At 65.4% G+C, this 15,349-nt stretch carries 13 protein-coding genes; 5 read left to right on the forward strand and 8 right to left on the reverse strand.

From position 1 onward, the window contains the following. Positions 1–10: 10 nt before the first annotated feature. On the reverse strand, positions 11–757 hold the full coding sequence (gene fnr / locus AC731_RS00290) for a fumarate/nitrate reduction transcriptional regulator Fnr (RefSeq protein ID WP_038011455.1): 747 nt from the start codon (positions 755–757) through the stop codon (positions 11–13). A 149-nt stretch (positions 758–906) separates the two neighbouring features. On the opposite strand from fnr, the gene hemN reads away from it, so the two are divergent. After that, positions 907–2,298, forward strand: coding sequence for an oxygen-independent coproporphyrinogen III oxidase (gene hemN / locus AC731_RS00295; protein ID WP_048708595.1), 1,392 nt, complete (start codon positions 907–909; stop codon positions 2,296–2,298). 57 nt (positions 2,299–2,355) lie between these two features. Beyond that, a complete protein-coding gene (locus AC731_RS00300) occupies positions 2,356–3,066 on the forward strand; it encodes a sulfite exporter TauE/SafE family protein (RefSeq protein WP_048708596.1) in 711 nt (236 codons plus the stop codon). Between the two features lie 5 nt (positions 3,067–3,071). On the opposite strand, the gene AC731_RS00305 is transcribed toward AC731_RS00300, so the two are convergent. Beyond that, positions 3,072–3,482, reverse strand: coding sequence for a MerR family transcriptional regulator (locus AC731_RS00305; protein ID WP_082794214.1), 411 nt, complete (start codon positions 3,480–3,482; stop codon positions 3,072–3,074). A gap of 70 nt (positions 3,483–3,552) precedes the next feature. Here AC731_RS00305 and AC731_RS00310 point away from each other — a divergent pair, with 70 nt between their 5' ends. The 3 genes from AC731_RS00310 (at position 3,553) to ppa (ending at position 6,674) form a co-directional block, all read left to right on the forward strand. After that, the gene (locus AC731_RS00310; protein ID WP_048708597.1) at positions 3,553–5,811 is read left to right on the forward strand and encodes a heavy metal translocating P-type ATPase; all 2,259 of its coding nucleotides are present in this window, start codon (positions 3,553–3,555) and stop codon (positions 5,809–5,811) included. A gap of 33 nt (positions 5,812–5,844) precedes the next feature. Then, the gene (locus tag AC731_RS00315) at positions 5,845–6,054 is read left to right on the forward strand and encodes a heavy-metal-associated domain-containing protein (RefSeq protein WP_004264674.1); all 210 of its coding nucleotides are present in this window, start codon (positions 5,845–5,847) and stop codon (positions 6,052–6,054) included. Positions 6,055–6,146: 92 nt separating this feature from the next. Then, the gene (gene ppa / locus AC731_RS00320; protein WP_004264676.1) at positions 6,147–6,674 is read left to right on the forward strand and encodes an inorganic diphosphatase; all 528 of its coding nucleotides are present in this window, start codon (positions 6,147–6,149) and stop codon (positions 6,672–6,674) included. A gap of 254 nt (positions 6,675–6,928) precedes the next feature. On the opposite strand, the gene AC731_RS00325 is transcribed toward ppa, so the two are convergent. The 6 genes from AC731_RS00325 to AC731_RS00350 are packed head-to-tail and all read right to left on the reverse strand — an operon-like array spanning position 6,929 to position 15,336. Continuing rightward, positions 6,929–8,011 carry a protein-glutamate methylesterase/protein-glutamine glutaminase gene (locus tag AC731_RS00325; protein WP_004264678.1) on the reverse strand — a complete coding sequence of 361 codons (1,083 nt, stop codon included), beginning with the start codon at positions 8,009–8,011 and terminating at the stop codon, positions 6,929–6,931. Continuing rightward, complete coding sequence (locus tag AC731_RS00330) at positions 8,008–8,880, reverse strand: CheR family methyltransferase (RefSeq protein ID WP_048710407.1); 873 nt, start codon at positions 8,878–8,880, stop codon at positions 8,008–8,010. Before AC731_RS00330 ends, AC731_RS00325 begins: the two co-directional genes overlap by 4 nt. Before the next feature lie 21 nt (positions 8,881–8,901). After that, entirely contained in the window at positions 8,902–9,492 is a 591-nt protein-coding gene (locus AC731_RS00335) for a chemotaxis protein CheD (RefSeq protein ID WP_004264682.1), read from the reverse strand. Between the two features lie 20 nt (positions 9,493–9,512). Further along, positions 9,513–12,230, reverse strand: coding sequence for a methyl-accepting chemotaxis protein (locus tag AC731_RS00340; protein WP_237266573.1), 2,718 nt, complete (start codon positions 12,228–12,230; stop codon positions 9,513–9,515). A 57-nt stretch (positions 12,231–12,287) separates the two neighbouring features. Continuing rightward, on the reverse strand, positions 12,288–12,830 hold the full coding sequence (locus AC731_RS00345; RefSeq protein WP_004264687.1) for a chemotaxis protein CheW: 543 nt from the start codon (positions 12,828–12,830) through the stop codon (positions 12,288–12,290). A gap of 28 nt (positions 12,831–12,858) precedes the next feature. Beyond that, positions 12,859–15,336, reverse strand: a complete 2,478-nt coding sequence (locus AC731_RS00350; protein ID WP_048708602.1) for a methyl-accepting chemotaxis protein — start codon at positions 15,334–15,336, stop codon at positions 12,859–12,861. Positions 15,337–15,349 lie beyond the last annotated feature (13 nt).

The raw sequence follows: 15,349 nt of genomic DNA on the forward strand, positions 1-15,349 counted from the left end.
CGGGCGCGCCTCAGCGCCCGCTGCCGGCCGTCTGGTGCTGGATGAGCTTGCGCAGGCCGGCGGTATCCAGCAGGCGGATGTGCTTCTGCTGCACGGCGATCAGGCCTTCTTCCTGGAAGCGCGAGAAGGCGCGTGACACGGTCTCGAGCTTGAGCCCGAGATAGGAGCCGATTTCCTCGCGCGTCATGCGCAGGTGGAACTCGGCCGCCGAAAAACCGCGTGCGGTGAAGCGCTGCGACATGTTGAGCAGGAAGGCCGCCAGGCGCTCCTCGGCGCGCATCGAGCCGAGCAGCATCATCACGCCGTGGTCGCGCACGATCTCACGGCTCATGACCTTGTGGAACTGATGCTGCAGGCCTTCGACCTCGTGAGACAACTGTTCGAGCTTGGCGTAGGGGATCACGCACACCTCGCTGTCTTCCAGCGCGACGGCGTTGCAACTGTGCGTCTCGGTGCTGATGCCATCCAGACCGAGAATCTCCCCGGTCATCTGGAAGCCGGTCACCTGGTCGCGACCATCTTCGAGCAGCACGTCGGTCTTGAACGAGCCCGCACGGATCGCGTAGATCGCCTCGAAGGTGTCTCCCGCGCGGTAGAGGTTCTGCTGGCGCTTCACCTTGCGTCGCGCACCCACCAGTTCATCCAGGCGGCTCAGTTCGCTGTCGGGCATGCCGAAGGGCAGGCACAGTTCCACAAGATTACACTGCGAACAGGCGGTCTTGAGCCCGCTCACGGTAATTGCCACGCTTGCCCTCATCTGCACGATAATCCCGTCATCCCGACTCACAGAGTCCAAAACGCGGTTTAACAGTGTCCCCGGCTGGCATCACCATGGCCGTTGATCCACGTCAACCAAAAATTTGCGCTGGTCTGCCATTGTTAGGCACACACAGTAGCAGCAAGATCATGACCGAACAGAACGAACTCATCTTCGATCCGCAGCTGATCCGTCGATTCGACATCAACGGGCCGCGGTATACCTCTTACCCGACCGCGGATCGCTTTGTCGAGGCTTTCAATGCCGACGCGCTCAAGCACTGGCTTGCAAATCGGGCCATTGGCGGCGTCAGCAAACCGCTCTCATTATACTTCCACATCCCATTTTGTAACACGATCTGTTATTACTGCGCCTGCAACAAGATCATAACCAAGGATCATGGGCGTTCAGCCAAGTACCTGAAATACCTTGCTAAAGAGATCGAGATGCAAGCGGCCTGCCTGCAGGGCAGCCGCCAGGTGACGCAGTTGCACCTGGGGGGCGGCACGCCGACCTTCCTCTCGCATGACGAAATGCGGCAACTGATGGCCTCGGTCCGCGAGCACTTCACCTTGGTGCCCAACGGCGAATATTCGATCGAGGTCGATCCGCGCAAGGTCGATTTCGACACCGTCAAGTTGCTGGCCGAGCTTGGTTTCAACCGCATGAGCGTCGGCGTGCAGGACTTCGCCGAAGACGTGCAGCAGGCCGTCAACCGCATCCAGAGCTTCGACGAGACCAAGCTCGTCATCGATGCAGCGCGCGCCACTGGCTTCAAGTCGGTCAGCATGGACCTGATCTACGGCCTGCCGAAACAGAACGTCATCAGCTTCAACCGCACGCTCGAACAGGTGCTCGAGATCTCGCCCGATCGCATCTCGCTTTACAGCTATGCGCATCTGCCCGGCCTGTTCAAGCCGCAGCGTCGCATCTTCATGAGTGACATGCCGACGCCGGATACCAAGCTGCAGTTGCTGCAACTGGGTATCCGCCGCCTGACCGAGGCGGGCTATGTCTATATCGGCATGGACCATTTCGCCAAGCCCAACGACGAACTCACCGTTGCGCAGCGCCAGGGGCGCCTGCATCGCAACTTCCAGGGCTACTCGACACAGGCCGAGTGCGATCTGCTCGCCTTCGGCGTGTCGGCCATCGGCAAGATCGGCCCGGTGTATGCGCAGAACGTGAAGACGCTCGACGAGTACTACGACGCGCTCGACCGCGATGAGCTGCCGGTGCTGCGTGGCATCGAGCTCACCGCCGACGACCTGCTGCGGCGCGCGATCATCCAGGCGCTGATGTGCCATTTCGAACTGTCGATGCAGTCGATCGAGATCGCCCACCTGATCAACTTCCGGGAGTACTTCGCCGAGGAACTGACCGAACTTGCGGAGATGGAGAAGGCGGGGCTGGTCAAGATCGACGGAGACTGGATCAGCGTGCAGCCCGGGGGACGCTTGCTGGTGCGCGGCATCGCGATGGTGTTCGACCGCTATCTGCGGGCCGACCGCGAGCGCGCGCGCTACTCGCGCGTGATCTGAACCTTGCGGCAACGCAGCGTAGAATGAGGCTTTGCAGCAGCGGGGCCTTTTCTTCTCATGCCTGAAACCGGTTATTTCGCTGTCTTCCTGATCGGCCTGCTTGGTGGCACGCACTGCGTGTCGATGTGCGGCGGCATTGTCGGCGCGCTCACCGTGCAGGTGCAGACGCCCGGCAGCAAGCCGCAATGGCCGCTGCATCTGGCCTACAACCTCGGCCGCATCGCCACCTACACCGCACTCGGCGGCCTGGTCGGCGCGCTCGGCTCGGTGGGCATGCTGTACGACGGCATGCTGCCGGTGCAGATGACGCTTTACGTGCTCGCCAACCTGATGCTGATCGCGCTCGGGCTCTACCTCACCGGCTTCACCCGCCTGCTGGCACCGGTCGAGCGTGCGGGGCATGTGATCTGGCGCCGCATCCAGCCGGCCACGCGGCGCTTCCTGCCGGCGCGCTCGGTCAAGCAGGCGCTGCCGCTCGGGCTGCTGTGGGGCTTCATCCCCTGCGGCCTGACCTATTCGATCCTCGCCACGGCGCTCGTCACCGGTTCAGGTGCGCGCGGCGCCGGGCTGATGCTGGCCTTCGGCCTCGGCACGCTGCCCAACCTGCTGCTGGCGGGCATGCTGTTCAAGCGTTTCCGCGATTTCACCCGCAACCCGAAGGTGCGCTTCGCCTCCGGCCTGCTGGTGCTGGGCTTCGGCGTATTCGGGCTCTATCACGCGCCCACACTGGGCGGCGACCTGTGGAGTGGCGTGGTCTGCGTGACCTGAGTGGCTCAGCTGCCTGACAGCGCACGCAGGATGGGGCAGGGCGCACCGGCCTGCGTGTCGTGGCAGCAGCGCACGAGTTCGGCCAGCGCGCGTCGCATGTCCTGAAGCTGGCGAATGCGGGCGTCGATCAGTGCGATCTTCGCCTGTGCCGTTTCGCGCGCGCGGTCGCGGTCCGTGTCTTCGTTGAGGGCGAGCAGGCTATCGATCTCCTCCAGCGAGAAACCAAGCTGCTGCGCGCGGCGGATCGCCTTCAGCCGCGCGAGTTCCGCCAGGCCGTACCGCCGGTAGCTGCCATGGCCCCGTTCCGGCGCGTGCAGCAAGCCGCGGCGCTGGTAGTAGCGGATGGTCTCGATGCCGACCTCGGCCTCGCGCGCCAATGCGCCGATGGTGAATGTCCGTTCGATTTGCGTGTCCACCGGTTGACTCCGTACCTTGGTACGGGGTTTAGACTGCCGTTTGTCGAATGTTTGCGCAATACCCGAAACCATGTCCCACGCAACGCTGAACACGCCGCCCGATGCTTCCCGCACGGCGGCAACCGAATCCCTCGAACTGGCCATCGGCGGCATGACCTGCGCTGCCTGCTCGACACGGCTGGAGAAGGTGCTCAACCGCTTGCCTGGCGTGCAGGCGAGCGTCAATCTCGCCACCGAGCGCGCCACGTTGCACTTCGCACCCGGCGCGTTGACGCTGGCGCAGGCCACGGCCGCGGTCGAACGCGCGGGTTTCCAGGCCAGCGACGCGCGCCAGCTTGCGCGCGAGGCCGAGCGCGCCCGCCACCGGGCCGAGTGGCGGGTGGAACTTCGCCACTTCTGGATCGCGGCCGTGCTGAGCCTGCCGCTGGCGGCGCAGATGCCGGCGATGTTCGGCCTGTGGCCCGGCGGCGAGGTGCATCACGATCTGGTGCCGCGCTGGCTGCAACTGCTGCTGGCGACGCCGGTGCAGTTCTGGATCGGTGCGCGCTTCTATCGCGGCGCCTGGGCCTCGCTGCGCGGCGGCGGCGCGAACATGGACGTGCTGGTCGCACTCGGCACCTCGATGGCCTACTTCTACAGCCTCGTCGTCACGCTGGCCGACCGCCACGACCTGCACGTGTACTTCGAGGCTTCGGCGATGATCATCACCCTGGTGCTGCTCGGCAAGCTGATGGAGGCGCGCGCCAAGGCCCGCACCACGGCGGCGCTTGATGCCTTGCTGCGCCTGCAGCCGAAGATGGCGCGCATCGAGCGCGACGGCGAACTGCTCGAAGTGCCCGTCGAATCGCTGCAGCCCGGCGACCTGTTCGTGCTGCGTCCGGGCGATGCGGTGCCGGTCGACGGCGTCGTCGAGCAGGGCGAGTCGGCCGTGAACGAGGCGATGCTGACCGGCGAGAGCCTGCCGATCGACAAGCAGGCCGGCGACATGGTGTTCGCGGCCACCCTCAACGGCAACGGCCTGCTGCGCTGCCGCGCCACCGGCGTCGGGGCGCAGACGCTGCTTGCGGGCATCATCCGTCTGGTCGAGCAGGCGCAGGGCTCGAAGGCGCCGGTGCAGCGCCTCGCCGATCGCATCGCCGCGGTATTCGTACCGGTCGTGGTCGCCATCGCGCTGCTGACCTTCGCCGGCTGGTGGCTGGCGAGCGGCGACTTCCAGCAGGCGCTGATCAACGCCGTGGCGGTGCTGGTCATCGCCTGCCCGTGCGCGCTCGGTCTGGCGACGCCGACGGCGATCATGGTCGGCACTGGCCAGGGCGCACGCGCCGGCATGCTGGTGAAGAACGCCGAGGCGCTGGAACTGGCTGAGCGTATCGGCGTGCTGGCGGTCGACAAGACCGGCACCCTGACGGAAGGCCTGCCGGCCGTCACCGACGTGGTGCCAGCGGCCGGCTGGACCCACGCGCGCCTGCTGGCGGTGGCCGCGGCGCTCGAACAGGGTAGTGGCCATCCCATTGCCACCGCCATCGTGGCCGCTGCCCGTGCCGAGGCACTCGACCTGCCGGCGACCGAGGCGGTCAACGCCGTCGGCGGCATGGGCATCGAGGGGCGGATCCGGGGCGAAGTTGGTGTGCAGGCCGTGCTGCTCGGTTCGCCGCGTTTCCTGCTGGAGCGGGGCATCGGTCTGGCGGAGGCGGTCAGCGATGATCTCGCCGCCGCGGGCAAGACCCTGGTTGCGGTGGCGGTCGATGGCGCGTTCGCCGGACTCATCGGCGTGGCGGACCGGGTGCGCGATGACTCGGCAGCGGCCGTTGCGCGCCTGCAGGCCAAGGGCGTGCGTGTGGTGATGCTCACCGGCGACCATCCGGCCACGGCCGAAGCCATTGCCCGCCACACCGGCATCACCGACTGGCGTGCCGGCGTACTGCCGGGCGACAAGGCCGCGGCGGTCGAGGCCTTGCGCCAGGCAGGGAGCGACACGCCGCTGCGCGTGGGCATGGCGGGCGACGGCATCAACGATGCGCCCGCGCTTGCTGCGGCCGACGTCTCCTTCGCCATCGGCGTCGGTGCCGACGTTGCGGTGGAAGCCGCCGACATCACGCTGGTGCGCAACAGCCTGCACGGCGTGGCGGACGCGATCGACCTGTCGCGCGCCACACTGTCGAAGATCCGCCAGAACCTGTTCTTCGCCTTCATCTACAACGTGCTCGGCATCCCGCTCGCGGCGGCGGGCATGCTAAACCCGGTGATCGCCGGTGCGGCGATGGCGATGAGCTCGGTTTCGGTGGTCAGCAATTCGCTGCTCCTGCGCCGCTGGCGTGCGGGGCGCTAGAAAATCCCTTTTTTGCCAAGGAGTGATACGCAAATGAATGAAGTGACGATCAAGGTCGAAGGCATGAGCTGCGGCGGCTGCGTGAAGAACGTGACCGGCGTGTTGAAGGCATTGCCCGGCGTGACGGACGCGCAGGTGTCTCTGGCCGACGCGTCCGCGACGGTTCGGTACGACCCGGCCACGGTGTCCGTGGAGGCGCTGCGCGAGGCGGTGGAGAACGCAGGTTTCGACTCGCCCACCTGACACTGACCGCCGCGGAAAGGGGGGCAATGATGCAGTGCAAGACACTGCGGTTTCCCCCTATAATCCGCGCACATTTTCCACGGGAGGGAACCATGGGTTTTGATCTGGTCAGCGCCGGCAAGGACGTGCCGAACGACATCAACGTCATCATCGAGATCTCCGCGCAGGGCGATCCGATCAAGTTTGAAGTGGACAAGGACAGCGGTGCGGTGTTCGTCGACCGCTTCATGGGCACCTCGATGCGTTACCCGCTCAACTACGGTTACGTGCCGCACACCATCGCCGGCGACGGCGACCCGGTGGACGTGCTGGTCGTCACCCCCTTCCCGCTCGCCCCGGGTGTCGTCATCCGCTGCCGCCCTGTCGGCGTGCTGAAGATGGAAGATGACGGCGGTGTCGACGCCAAGGTTGTGGCCGTGCCGGTGTCCAAGCTGACCCCGCTGTACGACAAGGTCCAGACCACCGACGACCTGCCCGAGCTGTTGATGAAGCAGACCGTGCACTTCTTCGAGCACTACAAGGATCTCGAGCCGGGCAAGTGGGTCAAGGTCCTGGGCTGGGGCACCGTCGAGGAGGCCAAGGCCGAAATCGTCAACGGCCTGGCTGCCGCCAAGAAGTAATCCGGATCGAACGATCCGCCCGTGGCGCCGGCAAGGGCGCCACGGAAGCGAAGAAACCGCGGAACGCTCCGCGTTTTTTTTTCGCCCACGCGTGGCGCAGACCTGTTTCTCGGCCTGTTCGAGGTCGCGGCGGCGATGAGTGTGTTCTTCCTTGTGCTGGGCGACGGCGGCTGGCGCACGAGCGATGGACGTCCGGCCAGCCAGTGCCTTCATCGCACCGGTGCACGGGGGTATGCCGGGTCTGCGGTGCGGCCTCAGCGATTCACACGCATGATTGCCTCAGGAATCCCCTCCAGCGGCACGACGCTGTCGACGGCGCCCAGGCGGATGGCTTCTTTCGGCATGCCGAATACCACGCAGCTTGATTCGTCTTCGGCAATGGTCGGCGCACCCGCATCGTGCATTTCCTTCAGCCCGCGCGCGCCGTCGTCCCCCATGCCGGTCATGATGACGCCGACGGCGTTCTTGCCTGCGAACTTTGCGCAGGAGCGGAAGAGCACATCCACCGACGGCCTGTGGCGGTTGATCAGCGGACCATCGACCACCTCGACCGTGTATTGCGCGCCGCTGCGCGCCAGCATCATGTGCTTTCCACCGGGCGCGATCAGCGCTCGGCCCGCCACCACGCGGTCGCCGTGTCGCGCCTCCCGCACCTGGAGCGCACACAGGCTGTCGAGGCGCTCGGCGAACATCGCGGTGAAGCGCTCGGGCATGTGCTGAACGATGACGATGCCGGGGCAGACTGCCGGCAGTCGCGTAAGCACCGCTTCCAGCGCCTGCGTACCGCCAGTCGACGTGCCGATCGCGATGATGCGCTCGGTGGTGCGCACCATGTTCGATCCGCTGCCCAGACCGGCTCCGAGGATGGCATCGGCACTCAGCTTGGGTGCCGGCGCCTGCGGTGTTGCCGCCCGGGCCGCCAGCCGGCCGGCATTGGCGCGGGCGGCTGTCCTGACGGCCTGCACCACGTCGTTGGCACTGTCTTCGAGAAACTGCTTCACGCCCATCCTGGGCTTCGTGATGATGGCCACCGCGCCGGCCGACAGGGCCTGCATGGTTGCTGCGGCACCGCTTTCGGCGAGCGAGGAACAGATCACCACCGGCGTCGGGCGTTCGGTCATGATCTTCTTCAGGAAGGTCAGGCCGTCCATGCGCGGCATTTCGATATCGAGCACGATGACGTCGGGCCACTGGCGTTGCATGTGGCTCATCGCGAAGACTGGGTCCGATGCTGCGCCGATCACCTCGATGCCGGGCTCGCGTTCCAGCATCTGACGCACGGTTTGTCGCACCACGGCCGAGTCGTCAACGATCATGACCTTGATGTTGGCGCTCATCGGCTTTGCCTCTGGGCGCGCGCCGGGCCCGTCTTGCCGTGTGCGCTCAAGGGTCCAAGCATGTGCGGCCGGCAGTAGTAGGTGGGGCGGATCGTCGCCAGCTGGTCCGTCACGCCGGTGAGTGTTTCGGAATGACCGATGATGAAGATGCCGTCCTCACGCAGGTGCGGCACCATGTTGGCAACGACCTTGCGCTTGGTTTCATTGTCGAAATAGATCATTACGTTGCGCAGGAAGATGAGGTCGAACTGCCCAAGGTCGCGGGTTTCCGGGGCGATCAGGTTGATGTGGCGAAACTCCACACGCTCGCGCAGCTTGGGAACGACCAGGAAGTTGCCGTCCTGGCTGCGGACCCCTTTGAGGCAGTACTTCTTCAGCAGTTCCGGCGGAATGCCCTTGCCGCGCTCCATCGGGTAGAGCCCGGTCTGCGCCTTCTCGAGGATGCTCAGGCTGATGTCGGAGGCGACGACCTCCCAGTCGGCCGCCAGGCCGAGCGTCTCGGCCAGCACCATGGCGATGGTGTAGGGTTCCTCGCCGCTGGACGAGGCACCGCTCCAGACCCGGAACGGACGGCCTCGCCGGCTGGCGGCAAAGCTCTGCAGGAAGTCGAAATGCGCGGCTTCGCGGAAGAAATACGTTTCGTTGGTGGTCAGCAGGTCGACCATCAACTGCAACTCGTCACGGTGCTCGTCGCTGGTCACCAGCTTGTAATAGGCACCGAAACTGTCCAGCTCGAAATGCCGCAGCCGGCGCGACAGGCGGCCGGCCAGCAGGGGCTTCTTGCTGTCGGCCATGTTGATGCCGGCGAGGCGGTAGATCAGTTTGCGAAACAGGGCGAATTCCTGGTCGCTGACGCCATGGTTGTCTATGCTTTGGGCGGGGCTCTGCACTCAGAACAGCTCGACGTTGGACTTGGGGGGCGGGCGCTTCAGCGACTCCGCATAGGCTTGCTCGGCGACCGCCACCTCCTGGGCGGTAGCCATGGTCGTGGTCATGCGCCGGCAGTAGGCGTCGCCGGTGGCGGGCACGAACAGCACCTTGCGCGAGCAGGCGCCAAGAAAGTCCGAGGACACCAGCTCGATGCCTTCGCGCGCCAGCCATTCCCGGGCGAAATCCACATTGCGTTTGCCGATGCCCGACGCGGCGATGCCGCTGATGATGGTGCCGCCGCCAAACGCCTTGGCCTTGAGTCGGTGGCGGGCGCCGCCGCGCTGAACGATACCGTTCAGCAGCACTTCCATCGCATAGTCGCCCGACAGCAGCGAATCGACGTCCACGCCGCCTTCGCGCTTGCGCATGTTGGGCAGCATGAAGTGGTTCATCCCGCCGACACCGACGGCCGGATCGAACATGCAGACCGCTACGCAGGAGCCGAGCAGGGTGGCGATCGGCCGCTGCATGTCGACGGCCCATTCGCCGGGCGAGATGTTCTGCGCCCGGCGTTCAACCTCCTGCGGAGACATGTTGTGCCAGTCGATCATGGTGGCGGTGGCTAAGCCGTTCATGCGTACGTGCGTGCCTGGGACTCGGGCAGCGAGAAGAAATCCATCAGCTCCTGCAGCTGCCCGGCCTGTCCGCCGAGCTCTTCGGCGGTGGCGGCGAGCTCCTCGGAGGCGGAGGCGTTCTGCTGGGTGGCCTTGTTGAGCTGGCCCATGGCGTTGTTGATCTGTCCGACGCCGGCGGTCTGCTCCTGGCTGGCGGAGGCGATCTCCTGCACCAGGTCGGAGGTCTTGTTGATCGAGGGCACCATCTCGTCGAGCAGCTTGCCCGCGCGCTCGGCCAGATGCACCGAGTTGCCGGCCAGTTCGCCGATCTCCTGCGCGGCGACCTGGCTGCGTTCGGCGAGCTTGCGCACTTCGGCCGCGACCACCGCGAAGCCCTTGCCGTGTTCGCCGGCACGCGCCGCTTCGATGGCGGCGTTCAAGGCGAGCAGGTTGGTCTGGTAGGCGATGTCGTCGATGATGCCGATCTTGCCGGCGATGTTCTTCATCGCCTGGACGGTCGACTTGACCGCCTCGCCGCCTTCGCCGGCCTCGGCCGAGGACTTGCTGGCCATGGCGTCGGTGATCTTGGCGTTCTCGGAGTTCTGGTTGATCGAGGCGCTCATCTGCTCGATCGAGGCCGAGGTTTCCTCGACGCTGGCGGCCTGCTCGGAGGAGGACTGGGACAGGCTCTGTGCGGTGGCCGAGACCTGTCCGGCGGCGTTGGTGAGCGCGTCGGCGGCGCCACGGACCTGCTCGATGATCTCGGCGAGCTTGTCCATGGAGTCATTGACCGCGTTCTGCAGCACCTGGAAGTCGCCGGCGTAGTTGTCGGTGATCTTCTGGGTCAGGTCGCCGCCGGAGAGCGCGACCATGACGCGCTTGACCTCGTTGATCGGCGCGATGACGGCATCGAGGGTCGAATTGACGCCTTCGACGATGCGGCGGTAGTCGCCCTGGTGCTTGGTGGCGTCGGCGCGGGTCTCCAGACGCCCCTCGACGGCCGCCTGGGCGAGCATCACCGCATCGGCGACCAGCTCGTTGACGGCGTCGATACAGGTGTTGAGGTTGTTCTTGATGGTGTTGAAGTCGCCGTTGTAGCTGTCGGTGATCCGCGCCGGGATGGCGCCGCGGGCGATGCGGTCGACGTAGTCGGCGGCGACGTTGAGCGGTCCGATGACGGCGTCGAGCGTGTCATTGACGCCCTGCACGATGCGCGCGTAGTCGCCCTGATGCCTGGCGGCGTCGGCGCGGGTGGCCAGCTTGCCCTCGACGGCGGCCCGGGAGAGCATGCCGGCGTCGGCCACCAGGGCGTTGATGGCGTCGATGGCGGTGTTGAGGTTGTTCTTGAGGGTGTTGAAGTCACCGTTGTAGGGGTCGGTGATCCGGGCCGGGATGGCGCCCTTGGCGATGCGGTCGACGTAGTCGGCGGCCACGTTCAGCGGCCCGATGACGGCGTCCAGCGTGGTGTTCACGCCTTCCACAATGCGCTGGTAATCCCCCAGGTGGCGCGAGGCGTCGGCACGCGTGCTCAGGCGCCCTTCGACGGCGGCCTGCGAAAGCATGGCTGCGTCGTCGATCATGGCGTGCAGGTTGGACTGCACTTCGGCGAGCGCATGTTCGATTTCGCCGAGTTCGTTCTGATTCTGCACCTCGATCTTCTCGTCCAGCTGGCCGAGGGCGATGCGGTGCGCGATCGCCGCGTTGCTACGCATGCCCCGCAATACGCCGGTCACCTGCAGACCGAAGAGAATGGCCACGATCAGCACCGCGCCCGTCATCGCGAGCGAAATGAAGAACCGGGTCGATGATGCTCCACGCAGGGCGTCGGCCTGATCCATCAAGGTCTTGGCGATGCGATCTTCCTCGACCTTGAGCAGGTCGATCTTGAGGGTGATGGTGCCGAACCAGTTGGTCGGCTCGACGCCGAAGGTGCCGGTGTCCATGCGTTCGAGCGCGACCTGGCGCATGGCTGCGGTTGCACGGCCGGGTTCGCTGTCCAGAACGGCCTGCAGCGCATCGTTCCAGGCCTTGGGTGCCATGGAGCGGAAAGTGGACAGGTAAGTCTCCTGCGTCGTCAGGATGGTGATGATGCGACGGTGCAGGGCAACGTCGGCCGGACTGTTCGCCGCGAACAGTCCGTTGATGGACGCGCGTTCCCGGCCGGCCTCTTCCTTGGCGCGCACGAACATCAGATAGGCCGTCATGCCACGCGCCAGCCCGACGTCCTCGGCCGCGTTGGCTGCAATCTCCAGACCTTTGACAAGCTGCTCGATCGTGCTGGTGTAGAAGGCGAAGGACTCGGGGCCGGCGATCGACAGGCCGCTCACCTTGGCGCGCGTGTCCTGCAGTTCGGACAGGCGTTTCTGCGCTGCGGATACCGCCTCCATCATGGCGGAACCCAGCACCGCGGGGTCTGCTTCACCCAGCCAGCCGTCCAGGGCAGCGCGTGCCTTGTCGGTGTCGCCGTGCTGTGTCGCCAGTTCGGAGCGGAAGCGGGCGCCACGCGAGCCGATGAAGCCGGCAGACATCCCGCGCTCCTTCTGCAGCTCGTGCACCACGCCGTTGATGCGCACCGACAAGGCACTGTAAAGCTGGCCCCGCGTCATCGCCTCGCGTGTCTGCCATTGCGTGCCCACATCCAGCAGGGCGTAGAACAGCACTGCCGCGATGACGAATGCAAAAAGCAGGAAAAGGCGCAGGCGAATCGAGCGCCAGCCGTAGGATTTTGTGCTCATGTCGATGTGCTCGTTGTTCATGAAGCGGTGCGCCCCGTCGTGACGGGGCGCAGACCGTCACTGGTCTTCGCCAGTCTGTTCGCCGTTGATGCCCGTGAGCATGGCGATCTCTTCGGTCGACAGCACTCTGTCGACGTTGAGGATGATCACGAAGGTGCCTGCCACCTTGCCCATGCCCTGGATGAAATCGGCGCGGATCTTGGCGCCGAAACTTGGCGGTGGTTCGATGTCGGCGCGGGGAATTTCCAGCACCTCGTTCACGGCATCAACGATCACGCCCAGATCCTGCCGGTCGTCGCCACTGCCCAGCTCGACGATCACGATGCAGGTGCGGCGCGACACCGTCGATGCCGCCCCGCCGAAGCGGGCCGACAGGTCGATCACGGGCACGACCGCGCCGCGCAGGTTGATCACGCCGCGGATGAAGGCCGGCATCATCGGAATCTCGGTGATGTTGCCGAACTCGATGATTTCCTTGACGTTGAGGATGCCGAGGGCGAACACCTCGCCGCCCAGGCTGAAGGTGAGGTATTGCTGCGGACTGTTGTCCGCAGCGCCTGCAAGCTGCTGCTTGTTCGTGGTGGTAAGGCTCTGGCTCATGGCCTGGCTCCTGCTGTCTGGCACACGCTCAGAATTTTTCGAAATCGCTTTCGTTGAAGCTGACCGGCTTGCCCGTCAACATGCGGCCGGCGCTGCGGGCAGGCTTGGGCGCTGCACGCTGGGACTGTGCGCCGGAGAGCGACGCGGGTTTCGCCGCGGCGCTGCGGGCAAAGCGCTTCTCGGCCTGATTGCCGGCAAGTGAGAAGAAGCCCATCAGCTCCTGCAGCTGCCCGGCCTGTCCGCCGAGCTCTTCGGCGGTGGCGGCGAGCTCCTCGGAGGCGGAGGCGTTCTGCTGGGTGGCCTTGTTGAGCTGGCCCATGGCGTTGTTGATCTGTCCGACGCCGGCGGTCTGCTCCTGGCTGGCGGAGGCGATCTCCTGCACCAGGTCGGAGGTCTTGTTGATCGAGGGCACCATCTCGTCGAGCAGCTTGCCCGCGCGCTCGGCCAGATGCACCGAGTTGCCGGCCAGTTCGCCGATCTCCTGCGCGGCGACCTGGCTGCGTTCGGCGAGCTTGCGCACTTCGGCCGCGACCACCGCGAAGCCCTTGCCGTGTTCGCCGGCACGCGCCGCTTCGATGGCGGCGTTCAAGGCGAGCAGGTTGGTCTGGTAGGCGATGTCGTCGATGATGCCGATCTTGCCGGCGATGTTCTTCATCGCCTGGACGGTCGACTTGACCGCCTCGCCGCCTTCGCCGGCCTCGGCCGAGGACTTGCTGGCCATGGCGTCGGTGATCTTGGCGTTCTCGGAGTTCTGGTTGATCGAGGCGCTCATCTGCTCGATCGAGGCCGAGGTTTCCTCGACGCTGGCGGCCTGCTCGGAGGAGGACTGGGACAGGCTCTGTGCGGTGGCCGAGACCTGTCCGGCGGCGTTGGTGAGCGCGTCGGCGGCGCCGCGGACCTGCTCGATGATCTCGGCGAGCTTGTCCATGGAGTCATTGACCGCGTTCTGCAGCACCTGGAAGTCGCCGGCGTAGTTGTCGGTGATCTTCTGGGTCAGGTCGCCGCCGGAGAGCGCGACCATGACGCGCTTGACCTCGTTGATCGGCGCGATGACGGCATCGAGGGTGGCATTGACGCCTTCGACGATGCGGCGGTAGTCGCCCTGGTGCTTGGTGGCATCGGCGCGGGTCTCCAGACGCCCCTCGACGGCCGCCTGGGCGAGCATCACCGCATCGGCGACCAGCTCGTTGACGGCGTCGATACAGGTGTTGAGGTTGTTCTTGATGGTGTTGAAGTCGCCGTTGTAGCTGTCGGTGATCCGCGCCGGGATGGCGCCGCGGGCGATGCGGTCGACGTAGTCGGCGGCGACGTTGAGCGGCCCGATGACGGCGTCGAGCGTGTCATTGACGCCCTGCACGATGCGCGCGTAGTCGCCCTGATGCCTGGCGGCGTCGGCGCGGGTGGCCAGCTTGCCCTCGACGGCGGCCCGGGAGAGCATGCCGGCGTCGGCCACCAGGGCGTTGATGGCGTCGATGGCGGTGTTGAGGTTGTTCTTGAGGGTGTTGAAGTCACCGTTGTAGGGGTCGGTGATCCGGGCCGGGATGGCGCCCTTGGCGATGCGGTCGACGTAGTCGGCGGCGACGTTCAGCGGCCCGATGACGGCGTCCAGGGTGTCATTGACGCCCTGGACGATCCGGCGGAAGTCGCCCTGGTGCTTGCTGGCGTCCGCCCGGGTGGCCAGCTTGCCGGCCACGGCGGCCTCGGACAGCATGCCGGCGTCGGCGATCATGGTCTTGATACTGGCCTGCACGTCGGCGACCGCGCGCACGACGTCGCCGACCTCGTCCTTGGCGTCCGACTTGAGCTCGAAATTGAAGTCGCCCTGGGCCATCTTCTTCGCGGCCGCACTCACCTCGCTCACCGGGCGGGTGATTGAACGTGTAATGAAGATTGCGAACACGATTCCGATCAGCAGCGCGGTAAGGGCTAGACCAACCAGTAGCATTACGGATTGCGCTCCGAGCGCCTCCGCCTTGCGGCCCGTTTCCTGTGTTAGCTGCGTTTGATAGGCGATAAATTGCTTGAGCGCGTCGAGGTAAGTGAGGAAAGCCGGACGGTAGGTTGCAGAAAACACCGAGATGGCTTGGTCGAAGTCGCGCTGCTGGATCAGCCTTTCGAATTCCTGCTGAATGCCGAGGAAGGCTTGCCGGGCAGACCTGATCCCGTTAAGCAAACGTTTACCCTCATCACCGTAGGATAGCTTCTCGAGGCCCTCCAGGTTCTTGAGGAGTTTGGCCCGCTCTTCGGTGACGGTCTGGGTGAATCCACGGATGTCCTCATCCCCGCGCATGATCAGCATGTTCCTATGGAGCATGCCGATCAGATCGATGGACGCGATCATCTCGTTCGAGGTCGCGAGCTTGACGTTCTTGTCGCTCACCATGTCGGTAATTTCAGTCTGCAGATTGCTGAGCCGCAGGCTGCCTAGGATGGCAATCGCGACCAGCAGCGTCAGGACGACGGCAAAACCGATACCAAGCCGGATGCCGATTTTCAGGTTCTTCATGACGAGCTCCAAG

The sequence above is a fragment of the Thauera humireducens genome (genome assembly GCF_001051995.2).
GTDB lineage: Bacteria > Pseudomonadota > Gammaproteobacteria > Burkholderiales > Rhodocyclaceae > Thauera > Thauera humireducens.